This is a genomic window from Streptomyces sp. SAI-127, from assembly GCF_029894425.1.
In the GTDB taxonomy this organism is placed as follows: Bacteria; Actinomycetota; Actinomycetes; order Streptomycetales; family Streptomycetaceae; genus Streptomyces.
In genome coordinates this window covers 8,081,188-8,097,872 of sequence record NZ_JARXYJ010000001.1, presented here as the reverse complement: position 1 = coordinate 8,097,872, position 16,685 = coordinate 8,081,188, and the positions used below count along the sequence as shown (strand labels likewise).

The following is a 16,685-nucleotide window of genomic DNA, read 5'->3' as shown; positions in this document are numbered from 1 at the left end:
TTTCGAGCGAACAAGCACACTTTTCTGTTATGCGTTCTAGCTCAAAGCCGACAACGGTCGTTGCCTCAGAACTAACACAGTGGACGCGAGCAAATATGGACAAGCCCTCGGCCTATTAGTACCGGTCACCTCCACCCATTACTGGGCTTCCAGATCCGGCCTATCAACCCAGTCGTCTACTGGGAGCCTTAACCCCTCAAAGGGGGTGGGAATACTCATCTCGAAGCAGGCTTCCCGCTTAGATGCTTTCAGCGGTTATCCCTCCCGAACGTAGCCAACCAGCCATGCCCTTGGCAGAACAACTGGCACACCAGAGGTTCGTCCGTCCCGGTCCTCTCGTACTAGGGACAGCCCTTCTCAATATTCCTGCGCGCGCAGCGGATAGGGGACCGAACTGTCTCACGACGTTCTAAACCCAGCTCGCGTACCGCTTTAATGGGCGAACAGCCCAACCCTTGGGACCGACTCCAGCCCCAGGATGCGACGAGCCGACATCGAGGTGCCAAACCATCCCGTCGATATGGACTCTTGGGGAAGATCAGCCTGTTATCCCCGGGGTACCTTTTATCCGTTGAGCGACGGCGCTTCCACAAGCCACCGCCGGATCACTAGTCCCGACTTTCGTCCCTGCTCGACCCGTCGGTCTCACAGTCAAGCTCCCTTGTGCACTTACACTCAACACCTGATTACCAACCAGGCTGAGGGAACCTTTGGGCGCCTCCGTTACTCTTTAGGAGGCAACCGCCCCAGTTAAACTACCCATCAGACACTGTCCCTGATCCGGATCACGGACCCAGGTTAGACATCCAGCACGACCAGACTGGTATTTCAACGACGACTCCCCCCGAACTGGCGTCCGGAGTTCAAAGTCTCCCAGCTATCCTACACAAGCCGAACCGAACACCAATATCAAACTGTAGTAAAGGTCCCGGGGTCTTTCCGTCCTGCTGCGCGAAACGAGCATCTTTACTCGTAGTGCAATTTCACCGGGCCTATGGTTGAGACAGTCGAGAAGTCGTTACGCCATTCGTGCAGGTCGGAACTTACCCGACAAGGAATTTCGCTACCTTAGGATGGTTATAGTTACCACCGCCGTTTACTGGCGCTTAAGTTCTCAGCTTCGCCACACCGAAATGTGACTAACCGGTCCCCTTAACGTTCCAGCACCGGGCAGGCGTCAGTCCGTATACATCGCCTTACGGCTTCGCACGGACCTGTGTTTTTAGTAAACAGTCGCTTCTCGCTGGTCTCTGCGGCCACCCCCAGCTCGAGGAGCAAGTCCTCTCACCAGTGATGGCCCCCCTTCTCCCGAAGTTACGGGGGCATTTTGCCGAGTTCCTTAACCATAGTTCACCCGAACGCCTCGGTATTCTCTACCTGACCACCTGAGTCGGTTTAGGGTACGGGCCGCCATGAAACTCGCTAGAGGCTTTTCTCGACAGCATAGGATCATCCACTTCACCACAATCGGCTCGGCATCAGGTCTCAGACTATTGCCAGGCGGATTTACCTACCTGACGTCCTACACCCTTACCCCGGGACAACCACCGCCCGGGCTGGACTACCTTCCTGCGTCACCCCATCACTCACCTACTACAAGTCTGGTTCGCCGGCTCCACCACTTTCCATTCCCCGAAGGGTCCGGAACGGCTTCACGGACTTAGCATCGCCTGGTTCGATGTTTGACGCTTCACAGCGGGTACCGGAATATCAACCGGTTATCCATCGACTACGCCTGTCGGCCTCGCCTTAGGTCCCGACTTACCCTGGGCAGATCAGCTTGACCCAGGAACCCTTAGTCAATCGGCGCACACGTTTCCCACGTGTGTATCGCTACTCATGCCTGCATTCTCACTCGTGAACCGTCCACCACTGCCTTCCGGCGCGGCTTCACCCGGCACACGACGCTCCCCTACCCATCACAGCCGCCGTTGGGCGTATTGCTGCAATGACACGACTTCGGCGGTACGCTTGAGCCCCGCTACATTGTCGGCGCGGAATCACTAGACCAGTGAGCTATTACGCACTCTTTCAAGGGTGGCTGCTTCTAAGCCAACCTCCTGGTTGTCTCTGCGACTCCACATCCTTTCCCACTTAGCGTACGCTTAGGGGCCTTAGTCGATGCTCTGGGCTGTTTCCCTCTCGACCATGGAGCTTATCCCCCACAGTCTCACTGCCGCGCTCTCACTTACCGGCATTCGGAGTTTGGCTAAGGTCAGTAACCCGGTAGGGCCCATCGCCTATCCAGTGCTCTACCTCCGGCAAGAAACACACGACGCTGCACCTAAATGCATTTCGGGGAGAACCAGCTATCACGGAGTTTGATTGGCCTTTCACCCCTAACCACAGGTCATCCCCCAGGTTTTCAACCCTGGTGGGTTCGGTCCTCCACGAAGTCTTACCTCCGCTTCAACCTGCCCATGGCTAGATCACTCCGCTTCGGGTCTTGAGCGTGCTACTCAAACGCCCTATTAGGACTCGCTTTCGCTACGGCTACCCCACCCGGGTTAACCTCGCAACACACCGCAAACTCGCAGGCTCATTCTTCAAAAGGCACGCAGTCACGACGCACAGAGTAAACTCTGCACGCGACGCTCCCACGGCTTGTAGGCACACGGTTTCAGGTACTATTTCACTCCGCTCCCGCGGTACTTTTCACCATTCCCTCACGGTACTATCCGCTATCGGTCACCAGGGAATATTTAGGCTTAGCGGGTGGTCCCGCCAGATTCACACGGGATTTCTCGGGCCCCGTGCTACTTGGGTGTCTCTCAAACGAGCCGCTGATGTTTCGACTACGGGGGTCTTACCCTCTACGCCGGACCTTTCGCATGTCCTTCGCCTACATCAACGGTTTCTGACTCGTCCTGTCGCCGGCAGACGACAGAAGAGAGATCCCACAACCCCGAATGCGCAACCCCTGCCGGGTCTCACACGCATACGGTTTGGCCTCATCCGGTTTCGCTCGCCACTACTCCCGGAATCACGGTTGTTTTCTCTTCCTGCGGGTACTGAGATGTTTCACTTCCCCGCGTTCCCTCCACATACCCTATGTGTTCAGGTATGGGTGACAGCCCATGACGACTGCCGGGTTTCCCCATTCGGAAACCCCCGGATCAAAGCCTGGTTGACGACTCCCCGGGGACTATCGTGGCCTCCCACGTCCTTCATCGGTTCCTGGTGCCAAGGCATCCACCGTGCGCCCTTAAAAACTTGGCCACAGATGCTCGCGTCCACTGTGCAGTTCTCAAACAACGACCAGCCACCCATCACCCCGCCCTCACAGGCGAGTTCACTGGGGCCGGCATCGAGGGAAATCATTCCCTCAGACACCCAACAGCGTGCCCGACACCCTCGCCACTCGTGATCAGCTTTCCACGCTCCGAAGAGCAGTACTGGCAGCCCGAGATGACTGAAAGTGCCGAATAATCAACGTTCCACCCATGAGCAACCAGCATCAGACAGTCGCTGATGTACTGGCCTCTGACCGAGCGAACTCGGTAAGAAGTGCTCCTTAGAAAGGAGGTGATCCAGCCGCACCTTCCGGTACGGCTACCTTGTTACGACTTCGTCCCAATCGCCAGTCCCACCTTCGACAGCTCCCTCCCACAAGGGGTTGGGCCACCGGCTTCGGGTGTTACCGACTTTCGTGACGTGACGGGCGGTGTGTACAAGGCCCGGGAACGTATTCACCGCAGCAATGCTGATCTGCGATTACTAGCAACTCCGACTTCATGGGGTCGAGTTGCAGACCCCAATCCGAACTGAGACAGGCTTTTTGAGATTCGCTCCACCTCACGGTATCGCAGCTCATTGTACCTGCCATTGTAGCACGTGTGCAGCCCAAGACATAAGGGGCATGATGACTTGACGTCGTCCCCACCTTCCTCCGAGTTGACCCCGGCGGTCTCCTGTGAGTCCCCATCACCCCGAAGGGCATGCTGGCAACACAGGACAAGGGTTGCGCTCGTTGCGGGACTTAACCCAACATCTCACGACACGAGCTGACGACAGCCATGCACCACCTGTACACCGACCACAAGGGGGGCACCATCTCTGATGCTTTCCGGCGTATGTCAAGCCTTGGTAAGGTTCTTCGCGTTGCGTCGAATTAAGCCACATGCTCCGCTGCTTGTGCGGGCCCCCGTCAATTCCTTTGAGTTTTAGCCTTGCGGCCGTACTCCCCAGGCGGGGAACTTAATGCGTTAGCTGCGGCACCGACGACGTGGAATGTCGCCAACACCTAGTTCCCACCGTTTACGGCGTGGACTACCAGGGTATCTAATCCTGTTCGCTCCCCACGCTTTCGCTCCTCAGCGTCAGTAATGGCCCAGAGATCCGCCTTCGCCACCGGTGTTCCTCCTGATATCTGCGCATTTCACCGCTACACCAGGAATTCCGATCTCCCCTACCACACTCTAGCTAGCCCGTATCGAATGCAGACCCGGGGTTAAGCCCCGGGCTTTCACACCCGACGTGACAAGCCGCCTACGAGCTCTTTACGCCCAATAATTCCGGACAACGCTTGCGCCCTACGTATTACCGCGGCTGCTGGCACGTAGTTAGCCGGCGCTTCTTCTGCAGGTACCGTCACTTTCGCTTCTTCCCTGCTGAAAGAGGTTTACAACCCGAAGGCCGTCATCCCTCACGCGGCGTCGCTGCATCAGGCTTTCGCCCATTGTGCAATATTCCCCACTGCTGCCTCCCGTAGGAGTCTGGGCCGTGTCTCAGTCCCAGTGTGGCCGGTCGCCCTCTCAGGCCGGCTACCCGTCGTCGCCTTGGTGAGCAATTACCTCACCAACAAGCTGATAGGCCGCGGGCTCATCCTTCACCGCCGGAGCTTTCAACCACCACAGATGCCTGCGGTAGTGGTATCCGGTATTAGACCCCGTTTCCAGGGCTTGTCCCAGAGTGAAGGGCAGATTGCCCACGTGTTACTCACCCGTTCGCCACTAATCCCCACCGAAGTGGTTCATCGTTCGACTTGCATGTGTTAAGCACGCCGCCAGCGTTCGTCCTGAGCCAGGATCAAACTCTCCGTGAATGTTTACCGGTAATCCGGTCGACACACACGAGAGCGGAGCGACCACCGGAATAAGGCGGTCGCTCACAGCGTCCTCGCTGTGTTTTTTCAAAGGAACCTCGCCCCAGCAGATGCTGGAGACGGGGTATCAACATATCTGGCGTTGATTTTTGGCACGCTGTTGAGTTCTCAAGGAACGGACGCTTCCTTTGTACTCACCCTCTCGGGCTTTCCTCCGGGCTTTTCCCTTCGGTCTTGCGTTTCCGACTCTATCAGATCCTTTCGGGCCTGATTCCCTGTCGGCGGGGCCTTTCGACATTCACTACGTTAGCCGATTCCCTCGGCAACTCATAATCGAGTCCGCGAGTTCGAATTCAAGCGTGCGAGCACGCCGAAATCGCCCCCGCTGAGGGGATGTCGTAGGTAGTGGTTTGGCCGCTCTCGGCTGCTGGCGATCGCCGTAACCGGTTCAAGCGGCTCGTGCCACGTTACGCATCTTCCAAGAGCGAGTCAACTTGAGCGGCGCCTCGGCACATGCGCCCGATAAGGGCTCACCGTCGGGTCGTTGTCGATCCAGAACCGCCAGGGGTGCACGCCCCCGTCGCCGGCCACTCCGGTCCGCGGACCGCTGAGTACCTGGTCGGAGGCGACCGGGGTGCCGGCGAGCACCCTCAGCGGGGTCTCCGTCGACTCGCAGGCATCCGTGCCGTCCAGGGCCCGGTCCACGCCCAGGGCCGTGGCCAGGCGGGCCGGTCCTTTGGCCAGTTCCTTGTCATTTCGGGCCGAGAGTCGACGTTTGCGGGCCAGATCCGCCCCTTCAAGGACCTCGCCGGCGCGGAGCAGGACGGCGCTCGCCCGGCCCTCCGGTCCGCACACCAGGTTCATGCAGAACCACATGCCGTAGGTGAAGTAGACGTACACATGCCCAGGCGGACCGAACATCACGCCGTTGCGGGCCGTGCGGCCGCGATAGGCGTGGGAGCCCGGGTCGTTCGGACCGTCGTAGGCCTCGACCTCCGTGAGGCGCACCGTGATCGGACCGTCCGAGGTCGTGCGGACGAGGGTGCGGCCGAGGAGGTCGGGGGCGACTTCCAGTACGGGGCGGTCGAAGAACTCTCGTGGCAGTGGCGTACGGTCCGGGGGCGTGATCATGGCGTACGAGCGTAGTCCAGACGGGTGTGTGCCAAGGGTGGCCAAGGGTCCGTCCGCTTGCCAGGGTGAGGGCCCGGAACCGACTGCGGCCGGTTCGCGTTTGTAGGGATCAGGAATCCGCGCGTTCTTAAGAGGAGAGACATGGCGTTCAAGAAGCTGCTCGCGAGCCTGGGGGCCGGCGGGGCTTCGGTGGAGACGGTGCTGACCGAGGTCAACGTCGTCCCGGGTGGTGTCGTCCAGGGCGAGGTGCGGATCCAGGGTGGGTCCGTCGACCAGGAGATCGAGGGGCTGTCGGTCGGGCTCCAGGCCAAGGTCGAGGTCGAGAGCGGCGACCAGGAGTACAAGCAGGACGTCGAGTTCACCAAGGTCCCGCTCGGCGGTGCCTTCACGCTTCAGGCGAACGCGGTGCACGCGGTGCCGTTCGGTCTGGAGATCCCCTGGGAGACGCCGATCACGGTGATCGACGGCCAGCCGCTGCGCGGCATGAACGTCGGTGTGACCACCGAGCTGGCGATCGCGCGTGCCGTGGACTCCGGTGACCTGGACCCGGTCAGCGTTCACCCCCTGCCCGCGCAGAAGGCGATCCTGGACGCGTTCGTCCAGCTCGGCTTCCGTTTCAAGAACGCGGACCTGGAGCGCGGCCACATCCGTGGGACGCGGCAGCAGCTGCCGTTCTACCAGGAGATCGAGTTCTTCCCGCCGCAGCAGTACCGCGGGCTCAACCAGGTCGAGTTGAGCTTCGTCGCGGACGGCAACGCTATGGACGTCGTGCTGGAGATGGACAAGAAGCCGGGGCTGTTCAGCGAGGGCAGTGACACCTTCCGGTCCTTCCAGGTGGGTCTGCACGACTACCAGAGCACCGACTGGGCCGCCTACCTCAACCAGTGGCTGTCCGAGGTCGGCAGCAAGCGCAACTGGTTCTAGGCTCGGAACCACTGACTCCAGTACTCGATCAGGAGGTACCGAGGTGACCGAGCTCAAGCGGCGGCCGCTCCCCCACGACTTCCACCCGCCCGTGCCGTCGTTCACGGTCACGAGCGAGGACGTCGCCGAGGGGGCGACGCTCAAGGACGCTCAGGTCTACGCGGCCGGCAACACCTCTCCGCAGCTGCGCTGGGAGGGCTTCCCGCCGGAGACCAAGAGTTTCGCCGTGACCTGCTACGACCCCGACGCGCCCACGGGCAGCGGGTTCTGGCACTGGGTCGTGTTCGACATCCCGGCCTCGGTGACCGAGTTGCCGGTGGGTGCGGGCAGCGGCAAGTTCGAAGGGCTGCCGGAGGGTGCCGTACAGGTGCGGAACGACTACGGGTCCAAGGACTTCGGTGGGGCCGCGCCGCCGGCCGGGGACGGACCGCACCGGTACGTCTTCACCGTGTACGCCGTGGACCAGGAGAAGCTCGGGCCCGATTCCGATGCCTCTCCCGCCGTCGTGGGCTTCAACCTGCGATTCCACGCGATCGCGCGTGCTCAGCTCATCGGTGAGTACGAGGTGCCCGCCGAAGACTGACGTTCATTGAGCGTTTGCCCGCCTCTGGTCTTGGAATTGATCAGAGGCGGGCACTTTTTATTGCGTTGTCCATCTCGGCGTGCCCGGCCAGAGTTGATCCAAGCCCAAGCCCGCCAAGGGGTGGGACGGTGCGCACGGGAGGTGGGCTGGTATGCGGGACACGCTGGTACTCAACGCGAGCTTCGAGCCGCTGTCGACGGTGACGTTGAACCGAGCCGTCGTTCTGGTGCTCCAGGACAAGGCCGTCGTCGAGCAGTCCCACCCCGAACTGCGCATGCGCGGAGCCGCGGTCGACATACCGGCGCCCCGGGTGATCAGGCTCTGCAGGTATGTACGGGTGCCCTTCCGAAGACAAGCTCCATGGTCTCGGCGGGGTGTTCTGGTGCGTGACCGGCACAGGTGCGCGTACTGCGGGCGGCGGGCGACGACCGTGGACCACGTGGTGCCGCGGTCTCAGGGTGGTCAGGACACTTGGCTGAACACGGTGGCATCCTGCGCGGAGGACAACCACCGCAAGGCGAACCGGACTCCGGCGGAGGCGGGGATGCCTTTGCTGCGGGAGCCGTTCGAGCCGACTCCGGCTGACGCGATGCTGTTGTCCCTGGGCCACGAGGACTTCTCGGCTCTGCCTGACTGGTTGGCGCGGGACGCCGCATAGTCCGTACGGCAGTGGGGGCCCCTTCGCCACGAAGGGGCCCCCACTGCCGTACGGACATCTGTGTGTCAGTCGATCTTCGGGGTCTCCCGGCGGTCCGAGCCGGAGTTGCCGCCGTTGGAGCCGCCGCCCATACCGAAGTTGCCCATGGCTCCGGAGAGGCCCTTGAGGGCGTCGCCGATTTCGCTGGGGACGATCCAGAGCTTGTTGGCGTCGCCCTCGGCGATCTTGGGGAGCATCTGGAGGTACTGGTACGACAGGAGCTTCTGGTCGGGGTCTCCGGCGTGAATCGCTTCGAAGACCGTGCGGACCGCCTGGGCCTCGCCCTCGGCGCGCAGGGCCGCGGCCTTGGCCTCACCCTCGGCGCGCAGGATCTGGGACTGCTTCTCACCCTCGGCGGTGAGGATCGCGGCCTGGCGCGTACCTTCCGCGGTGAGGATCGCGGCGCGCTTGTCACGGTCGGCGCGCATCTGCTTCTCCATCGAGTCCTGGATGGAGGTCGGGGGCTCGATGGCCTTCAGTTCCACGCGGTTGACACGGATGCCCCATTTGCCGGTGGCCTCGTCGAGAACGCCGCGCAGGGCCGCGTTGATCTCCTCGCGGGAGGTCAGGGTCCGTTCCAGGTCCATGCCGCCGATGATGTTGCGGAGCGTGGTGACGGTGAGCTGCTCGATGGCCTGGATGTAGCTGGCGACCTCATAGGTCGCGGCCCGGGCGTCGGTCACCTGGTAGTAGATGACCGTGTCGATGTTGACGACCAGGTTGTCCTGGGTGATCACCGGCTGCGGCGGGAACGGCACGACCTGTTCACGCAGGTCGATGCGGTTGCGGATGGTGTCTATGAACGGGACGACGATGTTGAGGCCCGCGTTGAGTGTCCGTGTGTAGCGGCCGAACCGCTCCACGATCGCGGCACTCGCCTGCGGGATGACCTGGATCGTCTTGATGAGGGCGATGAAGACCAACACCACCAGGATGATCAAGACGATGATGACCGGTTCCATCGTGCTCCCCGTGCCCTTCTCTGCCTCGGCGTTCTCGGAAGATCTTATGGTTGTTGAAGATCTTGCTGGTCGAGTCTGACAGACCGTCGTACAACTCGTGGTGCGTTCGGTTCAGTTGCATCCTGCGAGGTCACATGACGATCGCCGTGGCTCCCTCGATGTCCACGACATCCACTTCCTGGCCCACTTCGTAGGCCCGGCCGGTGTCGAGAGAGCGGGCCGACCAGACCTCGCCGGCGAGCTTGATCCGGCCGCCCGCGTTGTCGACGCGTTCCAGGACGACGGCCTGTTTCCCCTTCAACGCGTCGACGCCCGTGACGAGTTGGGGTCGCTGAGAGCGGTGCCGGGTCGCGATGGGCCGTACGACGGCGATGAGGGCCACCGAGACGACGGCGAAGACGAGCACCTGGACGACGATGTCACCGCCGAGTCCGGCCGCGATCGCGGCGGCGATGGCGCCCGCCGCGAGCATGCCGAACTCCGGCATCGCGGTCACCACGAGCGGGATTCCGAGCGCAGCCGCGCCGACGAGCCACCACACCCATGCGTCGATGTCGTTCACATGGGTCATGGTAGGTGCGGGGGACCGCCGCGGACAGGGCGCGATGGAGCGGGAACGGGCTTCTTACCCGTGTTTTTGCGGGGACTTCACGTGATCACGACAGAGGCAGGCCCTGCGCGGTCCAGCGGTCGCCGACCTGCTCGACGACGAGGGGGAGGCCGAAGCAGAGGGAGAGGTTGCGGGAGGTGAGTTCGAGCTCCAGGGGACCCGCGGCGAGCACCTTGCCCTGGCGGATCATGAGGACGTGGGTGAAACCGGGGGCGATCTCCTCGACGTGGTGGGTGACCATGAGCATCGAGGGGGCGATCGGGTCGCGGGCGAGTCGGCCGAGGCGGCGGACCAGGTCCTCGCGGCCGCCGAGGTCGAGGCCGGCGGCGGGTTCGTCGAGGAGGAGGAGCTCGGGGTCGGTCATCAGGGCGCGGGCGATGAGGGTGCGCTTGCGCTCGCCCTCGGAGAGGGTGCCGAACTTCCGGTCCAGGTAGTCGGTCATGCCGAGGCGGTCGAGGAAGGCGCGGGCGCGCTGCTCGTCGATGTCCTCGTACTCCTCCTGCCAGCCCGCGGTCATGCCGTACGCCGCCGTCAGCACGGTCTCCAGGACGGTCTGGCGCTTGGGGAGCTTGTCGGCCATGGCGATGCCGGCCATGCCGATGCGGGGGCGCAGTTCGAAGACGTCGGTGCCGGGCTTGCCGAGGGTCTCGCCGAGGATGGTGGCGGTGCCCTTGCTGGGGTAGAGGTAGCTGGAGGCGAGGTTCAGGAGCGTGGTCTTGCCGGCGCCGTTGGGGCCGAGGATGACCCAGCGCTCGCCCTCCTTGACCGACCAGGAGACCTGGTCCACCAGAGCCCGGTCCTCACGGACCACGGATACGTCCTGAAGCTCCAGAACATCGCTCATGAGCGCGTTGTCTCCCCTTGCAGTGTGACCGGTGTCGGCGTCTCGGCTGTCGCGTGCGCGTTTTGGGCGCAGCCCTCGAAGAAATCTACGCCACTGGTCGGCCGCTCCCATCCATCGGTCCGGTCCTTAGGCTGGGGGCATGCTCTCGGAACCGCGCTCTGGACGCCTTGCCGCTTGGGGAAACGGCCTTTTGGCCGGACTTGTCTCGCCGGACGACGCCGTGCTGGCGATCGTCGGTGACGATGCCGTGCACCGGGTCGAAGGGCTGCCGGGTGAGACGGCGGCCGTCGGTCTGACGCTGGCGCTGGGGCGGCTGCGGTCGCTCGGCGTGACGGGACTGCGGGTCGCGCTGCCCGCGCCCGGGCATCCGCTGGGGTTGAGCGGGCCGCCGGAGTTCAATGCGCGGGCGTTGGACGCGGAGGAGGCGGTGGTCTGTCACGGCGCCGCGCTGGGGCTGGTGCCGGAGGTGTACGAGGCCGGGCCGTCGGGTGATGTGCATGTCGAGGTGGTGTGGCAGGTGCTGCCGGTGCGGGAGGCTCCGCCGGCGGATGTTCCCTCGCTGGGCGAGGCCGAGCGGGAGCTCGCGGAGGCGCTCCGGGAGGCGACCGAGGTGTTGTCGGGACTGGATCTGGCCGGCTCGGGGCCGGTGGCGGAGGCGGCGATCGATGCGTACCGTGCCCGGGCCGAGCGGGGGCGGGAGGTTCTGGCGCCGGGGTATCCGCCTCGGGCGGTACGCGTGTTGGAGCTTGCTCAGCGAGTGGGGTTGCTGGTGTCGCTGGCCTATGAGAACGGGCACGGCGGTGCGGTCAGCTCCGCCGAGATGCGGGCTCGGGGGGAGGCGTTGCGGCCGGTCGAACGGACGGGGCGGCGGGCGCAGGTTGCGGCTTACAACGCATATGTGGAGGAGTTGGAGCGAGGGGTGCGGTGAGCGGGTGTGCGCGGCCAACCCCCACCTGCAGAGGAAACACCAAGGGCCCCACAAGTCGCCGTTGACTTGTGAGGCCCCTCGGTTCAGACCCGACGTCAGTCGTTCGCACCCGCGTTGCCGAAGGCCGGGTTCAGCAGGGCGATGAGGTTGGCGGTGTTGCCGACCACGTTCACCGGGACGTGCACCGGGGCCTGGACGAGGTTGCCCGAGCCGACGCCCGGCGACTTCACGGCCGCGCCGTCGGCACCCGCGTCGGCGACAGCGGCACCGGCAGCGGCACCCGTGGCGATACCGGCGACGGTCAGGGCCACGGCAGCCTTCTTGGCGATGTTCATGAGAAGCGTTCCTCCTGCGTTTGCGAGTCCGACCCGGCCGCGGGTCGTGCGCTGATCAACGCAGAAGAGAGAAGGGACGGTACGGAGATACGAGCAGGAGTGCCCGTTCGGATCATTCGCACGACAAACGGACCGGCCTCCCGGGTGCGGGGCGCACCCGGAAGGCCGAAGTCACTGCCCGCTCGGGGGAAGTCAGCGGTTGACGCCGAGGTTGCCGAAGGCGGGGTTCAGCGCGCCGATGACGTTCACGCTGTTGCCGACCACGTTCACCGGGACGTGCACCGGGGCCTGGATGAGGTTGCCCGAGACGACGCCGGGCGAGCCCACGGCCTTGCCGTCGGCGTGCGCGCCGTCGGTGGCGGAGGCCATACCGGCACCGGCTGCGACCAGTCCGCCGGCCACCATCGTCACGGCCGCTACCTTCTTCAGGTTCTTCACTTCTAAGCCCTCCCTAGCGATTGCCGCGGCAGTCGCCGCAGCACGCACTGGAGAACGGCGGAGACCCACGAAGGATGCGCCATCCGGGGGACATTCCCACGACGGTATGAATCTCAGTCCGGAGTGGAACCCTCCGTATTGCCATGTGTCTCGTGGATCAACCGGCCACTCCGTGACGAACCGCCCACAAGGCCGCCTGTGTCCGGTCCGCCAGGTCGAGTTTCATCAGGATGTTCGAGACGTGTGTCTTGACGGTCTTCTCGGAGAGGACCAGCGCCCGGGCGATCTCCCGGTTGGAGCGGCCGTCCGCGATCAGCCCGAGCACCTCGCGCTCCCGCTCGGTGAGCGAACCACCTCTTCCCTGGCCGGAGTTGTTCTCCTCCTGGGACAACAGGGCGCCCGCGACCTCGGGTTGGAGCAGGATGTGGCCGGCGTGGACGGAGCGGATGGCTCCGGCGAGGGCGTCGGGGTCGACGTCCTTGTAGACGTATCCGGCGGCGCCGGCGCGCAGGGCCGGGACCACGGTGCGCTGTTCGGTGAAACTGGTGACGATCAGCACGCGCGCGGGGTTGTTCAGTTCGCGGAGTTTGCGCAGGGCCTCGATGCCGTCCATGCCCGGCATCTTGACGTCCATGAGGACGATGTCGGGCTTCAGTTCCTCCGCGCGCTGGACGCCCTCGGCGCCGTCGGCCGCCTCGCCCACGACCTCTATGTCGTCCTGCACTTCGAGGAAGGTGCGCAGACCCCGGCGGACGACCTGGTGGTCGTCGACGAGCAGGACCTTGATCGCGTCAGCCACCGGGTACCTCCATCTCGATCGTGGTGCCCTTGCCGGGCGCCGATTCCACGGTCAGCGTGCCGCCGACCCCGCTGGTGCGGTCCCGCATGGAGACCAGACCGAGGTGGCGTCCGGCTCGGCGTATCGACTGCGGGTCGAAGCCGCTGCCGTCGTCCGTCACGCGCAGGACGGCTCCGCCGCCGCGCCGGTCCACGGTCACGTCGACGTGGGCCGCGCCCGAGTGCCGCAGTGCGTTGTGCAGGGCCTCCTGGGCCACGCGGAGCATGGCCTCCTCCTGGGCCGCGGGCAGCGCGCGGAAGCTGCGGGCGGCGAAGGTCACGCGCGCGGTGTGAGCGCGGTCCAGGACCTGGACGTGGGTACGGAGGGTGGCGGTCAGGCCGTCCTCGTCCAGGGCCGCGGGGCGCAACTCGACCACGGCGGCGCGCAGTTCGTCGGTGGCCTCGGCGGCGAGCGTGGCCACCTGCTGCATCTCGTCCTTGGCCCGGGTGGGGTCGCGGTCGACGAGGGCGGCGGCGGCCTGGGCGGTCAGGCGCAGGGAGAAGAGCTTCTGGCTGACCGCGTCGTGCAGTTCGTGGGCCAGCCGGGAGCGCTCCTCGGCGATCGTGAGCTCCCGGCTGCGTTCGTACAGGCGGGCGTTGGTCAGGGCGATCGCGGCGTGCTGGGCGAGGATCGAGAGCAGTTCCTCGTCCTCCTCGGTGAAGCCGCAGCTGCCTTCCTGCCTGGGACAGTTCTTGTTGGCGAGGAAGAGCGCGCCGATGACCTCGTCGCCGTCGCGGATCGGCAGGCCCAGAAAGTCGATCAGGTCGGGGTGGGCGGACGGCCAGCCCTCGAAGCGGGGGTCCTTGCGGACGTCGGCGAGGCGCTCGGGGGTGGCCTCGTGCAGCATCGCGGCGAGGATGCCGTGCTGGCGCGGGAGGGGGCCGATGGCCTTCCACTGGGCGTCGCTGACACCGTCGACCACGAACTGGGCGAAGCCGCCGTGGTCGTCGGGGACGCCGAGGGCGGCGTACTGCGCGTCGAGCAGCTCGCGGGCCGAGGCCACGATCGTCTTGAGGACGTCGCGCACCTCGAGGTGTCTGCTCATGGCCAGCAGCGCGGAGCTCACCGCGGCGAGGCCGGACCGGGGGCCTTGACTCATGCCCTCAGAGTACGGGCGGGGTGTGACAGCGCGGATCGGACCTGTGACGGCCCCCGACTAGGGCGAACGACCTAGGGCGAAGGGCCTCGCCGCTTTGCGGCCCGCGTCCGAGGCGGCCGGGACGGCCCCGTTCCTACGTTGGGAGCACGCCGATCAGGAGGCGTGGAGGACGAGGGGACGTGTGTCATGCCGGTAGCGATCATCACGGGGGCCTCGAAGGGGCTGGGACGGGCGCTCGCCGAGGCCCTGGCGGCGCGGGGCTGGGACCTGGTGCTCGACGCGAGGACGGCGGAGGTCCTGCAGGAGACGGCGGCCGCTGTCGCCGGGCGCGGCACCCGGGTGACGGCTCTGCCCGGGGACGTGACGGACCCGGCGCACCGCTCGGAGCTGGTGGCCGCGGCCTGGCGGCTCGGTGGTGTGGATCTGCTGGTGAGCAATGCGAGCGCGCTGGGTGCCGAGCCGCTGGCCCGGCTCGAGGAACTGTCCCTGGACGGGCTGCGCCGCGCGCTGGAGGTGAATGTGGTGGCCGCGCTGGGGCTGGTCCAGGAGGCGCTGCCGCTGTTGCGGGCGTCGGAGTCCGGCACGGTGGTCACGGTGAGTTCGGACGCCGCCGCCGAGGCGTATGAGACGTGGGGCGGCTACGGGGCGTCGAAGGCCGCCCTGGACCACCTCGCGGCGGTGCTGGGCGAGGAGGAGCCGCGGCTGCGGGTGTGGGCCGTCGATCCCGGGGACATGGCGACGGACCTGTACACAGCGGCCGTACCGGACGACGGGGATCCGCGGCCGGAGCCGGCGAGCGTGGTGCCGGCCTTTCTGCGGTTGCTGGACGAGCGGCCGGCGAGCGGCCGCTACGGGGCGCCCTCGCTGCTGGAGGGGCGATGACACTCGCGGTGGCCGTACCGGAGGAGCTGTCGGCGCGGTTGCCCGCCGAGCAGCGCGGGCCGGGGCTCGACCGGGACGCCGTACGGCTGCTGGTGTCGCGGGGTACGGCGGTGTCGCACCACTCGTTCGGGGAGCTTCCGCGGCTGTTGCGGGCCGGGGACCTGCTCGTCGTGAACACCTCTCCCACGCTGGCCGCGGCCGTCGACGGGCGGATCGGGCACGCGCGTGTGGTGGTGCACTTCTCCACGCGCGGGGACGACGGTCGGTGGGCGGTCGAGCTGCGGGATCCAGACGGGAGGGGGACCACGCGTGCGCGTGCGGGAGGGCCCGCGGGGACGGAGGTGCGGCTGCCCGGGGGCGGACGGCTGGTCCTGGAGGAGGCGGTGAGCGAGCGTCTGTGGTGGGCGCGGGTGTGCGGCGGGGAGGTTCCCGGGCTGCTGCGGGAGCACGGGCGGCCCATTCGTTACTCCTATACGGAGCGGGACCAGCCCTTGTCCGTCTATCAGACGGTGTTCGCGCTGCCGTCGCCCGACGGGTCGGGCAGTGCGGAGATGCCCAGTGCGGCACGGCCCTTCACCGCGCGGCTGGTGGCGGAGCTGGTGAGCCGGGGTGTGCAGTTCGCGCCGGTCACGCTGCACACGGGGGTGGCCTCGGCGGAGGCGCACGAGCCGCCGTATCCGGAGCGGTTCTCGGTGCCGGAGGCCTCCGCGCGGCTGATCAACGCGGTGCGGGCCGGGGACGGCAGGGTCGTCGCCGTCGGGACGACCGCTGTACGGGCCGTGGAGTCGGCCGCCGGGGCCGACGGGGTCGTACGCGCGCGTGCGGGATGGACGGATCTCGTCGTGACCCCGGAGCGCGGGGTGCGGGTGGTGGACGGGCTGCTGACCGGGCTGCACGAGCCGGAGGCCTCGCATCTGCTGATGCTGGAGGCGGTCGCGGGGCGGGCGGCGATCGACCGCGGTTACGAGGAGGCGCTGCGCCGGCTCTACCTGTGGCACGAGTTCGGGGACGTGCATCTCCTCCTCCCGGACGGGGACCCTCACGCAGAGCATTGCTCCAGCAACTGCCAGTGAGAGTACTGTGCGGGCGATGTGAGCCCGCACATAGGGCCCAGATCACGTACGAAGCGACATAGGAGACAAAGGCTTCCCCGGTGAACGGGACAGACGTTCCAGTCTGTCCCGTTTTGTCATCCCCAGGTCCACTATCCAGGGTCGTACGTCACACCTTTGCCCGGGTGTTTTGCGCCAGCTAAGAATGGCCAACGTCGCTCAGCGCCGCGGGTTCCGTCCGCGGCGTTCGTGCCGGAAGCACCCGTGTCCTTCGTCGGACAGCGAGCGACCTCCCGCGCTATTCGAAGAGGTCCATTC

General features: G+C 65.5%; 14 protein-coding genes and 2 rRNA genes. 6 read left to right on the top strand and 10 right to left on the bottom strand.

Annotation, left to right across the window (positions count from 1 at the left end; genetic code table 11):
• Window positions 1–95: 95 nt before the first annotated feature.
• The 3 genes from M2157_RS37200 to M2157_RS37190 all read right to left on the bottom strand — a co-directional run bounded on the left by M2157_RS37200 (window position 96) and on the right by M2157_RS37190 (window position 6,175).
• Window positions 96–3,219, bottom strand: a 23S ribosomal RNA gene (locus M2157_RS37200).
• 299 nt (window positions 3,220–3,518) lie between these two features.
• A 16S ribosomal RNA gene (locus tag M2157_RS37195) occupies window positions 3,519–5,044 on the bottom strand.
• Together the 16S and 23S rRNA genes form the textbook arrangement of a ribosomal RNA operon.
• 489 nt (window positions 5,045–5,533) lie before the next feature.
• Window positions 5,534–6,175: a DNA-3-methyladenine glycosylase gene (locus tag M2157_RS37190; RefSeq protein WP_280856697.1), complete on the bottom strand. Its 642-nt coding sequence runs from the start codon at window positions 6,173–6,175 to the stop codon at window positions 5,534–5,536.
• Between the two features lie 141 nt (window positions 6,176–6,316).
• On the opposite strand from M2157_RS37190, the gene M2157_RS37185 reads away from it, so the two are divergent.
• The 3 genes from M2157_RS37185 (at window position 6,317) to M2157_RS37175 (ending at window position 8,340) form a co-directional block, all read left to right on the top strand.
• Window positions 6,317–7,099: a sporulation protein gene (locus M2157_RS37185; RefSeq protein ID WP_280856698.1), complete on the top strand. Its 783-nt coding sequence runs from the start codon at window positions 6,317–6,319 to the stop codon at window positions 7,097–7,099.
• Between the two features lie 43 nt (window positions 7,100–7,142).
• Entirely contained in the window at window positions 7,143–7,682 is a 540-nt protein-coding gene (locus tag M2157_RS37180) for a YbhB/YbcL family Raf kinase inhibitor-like protein (RefSeq protein ID WP_280856699.1), read from the top strand.
• A 151-nt stretch (window positions 7,683–7,833) separates the two neighbouring features.
• Window positions 7,834–8,340 carry an HNH endonuclease gene (locus tag M2157_RS37175; protein ID WP_123988264.1) on the top strand — a complete coding sequence of 169 codons (507 nt, stop codon included), beginning with the start codon at window positions 7,834–7,836 and terminating at the stop codon, window positions 8,338–8,340.
• Window positions 8,341–8,405: 65 nt separating this feature from the next.
• On the opposite strand, the gene M2157_RS37170 is transcribed toward M2157_RS37175, so the two are convergent.
• The 3 genes from M2157_RS37170 to M2157_RS37160 form a co-directional block, all read right to left on the bottom strand.
• On the bottom strand, window positions 8,406–9,341 hold the full coding sequence (locus M2157_RS37170) for an SPFH domain-containing protein (protein ID WP_266566657.1): 936 nt from the start codon (window positions 9,339–9,341) through the stop codon (window positions 8,406–8,408).
• 130 nt (window positions 9,342–9,471) lie between these two features.
• On the bottom strand, window positions 9,472–9,903 hold the full coding sequence (locus M2157_RS37165; protein ID WP_280856700.1) for an NfeD family protein: 432 nt from the start codon (window positions 9,901–9,903) through the stop codon (window positions 9,472–9,474).
• Window positions 9,904–9,997: 94 nt separating this feature from the next.
• Window positions 9,998–10,795, bottom strand: coding sequence for an ABC transporter ATP-binding protein (locus tag M2157_RS37160; protein WP_266524902.1), 798 nt, complete (start codon window positions 10,793–10,795; stop codon window positions 9,998–10,000).
• Window positions 10,796–10,934: 139 nt separating this feature from the next.
• Here M2157_RS37160 and M2157_RS37155 point away from each other — a divergent pair, with 139 nt between their 5' ends.
• Window positions 10,935–11,723 (top strand): hypothetical protein, encoded by a 789-nt coding sequence (locus M2157_RS37155; RefSeq protein WP_280867393.1) that lies wholly within the window; start codon window positions 10,935–10,937, stop codon window positions 11,721–11,723.
• Between the two features lie 95 nt (window positions 11,724–11,818).
• On the opposite strand, the gene M2157_RS37150 is transcribed toward M2157_RS37155, so the two are convergent.
• The 4 genes from M2157_RS37150 to M2157_RS37135 all read right to left on the bottom strand — a co-directional run bounded on the left by M2157_RS37150 (window position 11,819) and on the right by M2157_RS37135 (window position 14,433).
• Window positions 11,819–12,058, bottom strand: a complete 240-nt coding sequence (locus tag M2157_RS37150; RefSeq protein ID WP_266524906.1) for a chaplin — start codon at window positions 12,056–12,058, stop codon at window positions 11,819–11,821.
• 192 nt (window positions 12,059–12,250) lie between these two features.
• Window positions 12,251–12,496, bottom strand: a complete 246-nt coding sequence (gene chpE / locus M2157_RS37145; protein ID WP_280856702.1) for a chaplin ChpE — start codon at window positions 12,494–12,496, stop codon at window positions 12,251–12,253.
• Between the two features lie 157 nt (window positions 12,497–12,653).
• Window positions 12,654–13,295 (bottom strand): response regulator transcription factor, encoded by a 642-nt coding sequence (locus M2157_RS37140; protein WP_280856703.1) that lies wholly within the window; start codon window positions 13,293–13,295, stop codon window positions 12,654–12,656.
• Complete coding sequence (locus M2157_RS37135; protein WP_280856704.1) at window positions 13,288–14,433, bottom strand: GAF domain-containing sensor histidine kinase; 1,146 nt, start codon at window positions 14,431–14,433, stop codon at window positions 13,288–13,290. Before M2157_RS37135 ends, M2157_RS37140 begins: the two co-directional genes overlap by 8 nt.
• 186 nt (window positions 14,434–14,619) lie before the next feature.
• On the opposite strand from M2157_RS37135, the gene M2157_RS37130 reads away from it, so the two are divergent.
• Window positions 14,620–15,315, top strand: coding sequence for an SDR family NAD(P)-dependent oxidoreductase (locus M2157_RS37130; protein WP_280856705.1), 696 nt, complete (start codon window positions 14,620–14,622; stop codon window positions 15,313–15,315).
• Window positions 15,312–16,388: an S-adenosylmethionine:tRNA ribosyltransferase-isomerase gene (locus M2157_RS37125; RefSeq protein ID WP_280856706.1), complete on the top strand. Its 1,077-nt coding sequence runs from the start codon at window positions 15,312–15,314 to the stop codon at window positions 16,386–16,388. Before M2157_RS37130 ends, M2157_RS37125 begins: the two co-directional genes overlap by 4 nt.
• Window positions 16,389–16,685 lie beyond the last annotated feature (297 nt).

Bases quoted from the DNA above. Each gene is read 5' to 3' on its own strand.
- M2157_RS37190 (WP_280856697.1), bottom strand. From the start codon at position 6,175: ATGATCACGCCCCCGGACCGTACGCCACTGCCACGAGAGTTCTTCGAC.
- M2157_RS37185 (WP_280856698.1), top strand. From the start codon at position 6,317: ATGGCGTTCAAGAAGCTGCTCGCGAGCCTGGGGGCCGGCGGGGCTTCG.
- M2157_RS37175 (WP_123988264.1), top strand. From the start codon at position 7,834: ATGCGGGACACGCTGGTACTCAACGCGAGCTTCGAGCCGCTGTCGACG.
- M2157_RS37170 (WP_266566657.1), bottom strand. From the start codon at position 9,341: ATGGAACCGGTCATCATCGTCTTGATCATCCTGGTGGTGTTGGTCTTC.
- M2157_RS37160 (WP_266524902.1), bottom strand. From the start codon at position 10,795: ATGAGCGATGTTCTGGAGCTTCAGGACGTATCCGTGGTCCGTGAGGAC.
- M2157_RS37155 (WP_280867393.1), top strand. From the start codon at position 10,935: ATGCTCTCGGAACCGCGCTCTGGACGCCTTGCCGCTTGGGGAAACGGC.
- M2157_RS37150 (WP_266524906.1), bottom strand. From the start codon at position 12,058: ATGAACATCGCCAAGAAGGCTGCCGTGGCCCTGACCGTCGCCGGTATC.
- M2157_RS37135 (WP_280856704.1), bottom strand. From the start codon at position 14,433: ATGAGTCAAGGCCCCCGGTCCGGCCTCGCCGCGGTGAGCTCCGCGCTG.
- M2157_RS37130 (WP_280856705.1), top strand. From the start codon at position 14,620: ATGCCGGTAGCGATCATCACGGGGGCCTCGAAGGGGCTGGGACGGGCG.
- M2157_RS37125 (WP_280856706.1), top strand. From the start codon at position 15,312: ATGACACTCGCGGTGGCCGTACCGGAGGAGCTGTCGGCGCGGTTGCCC.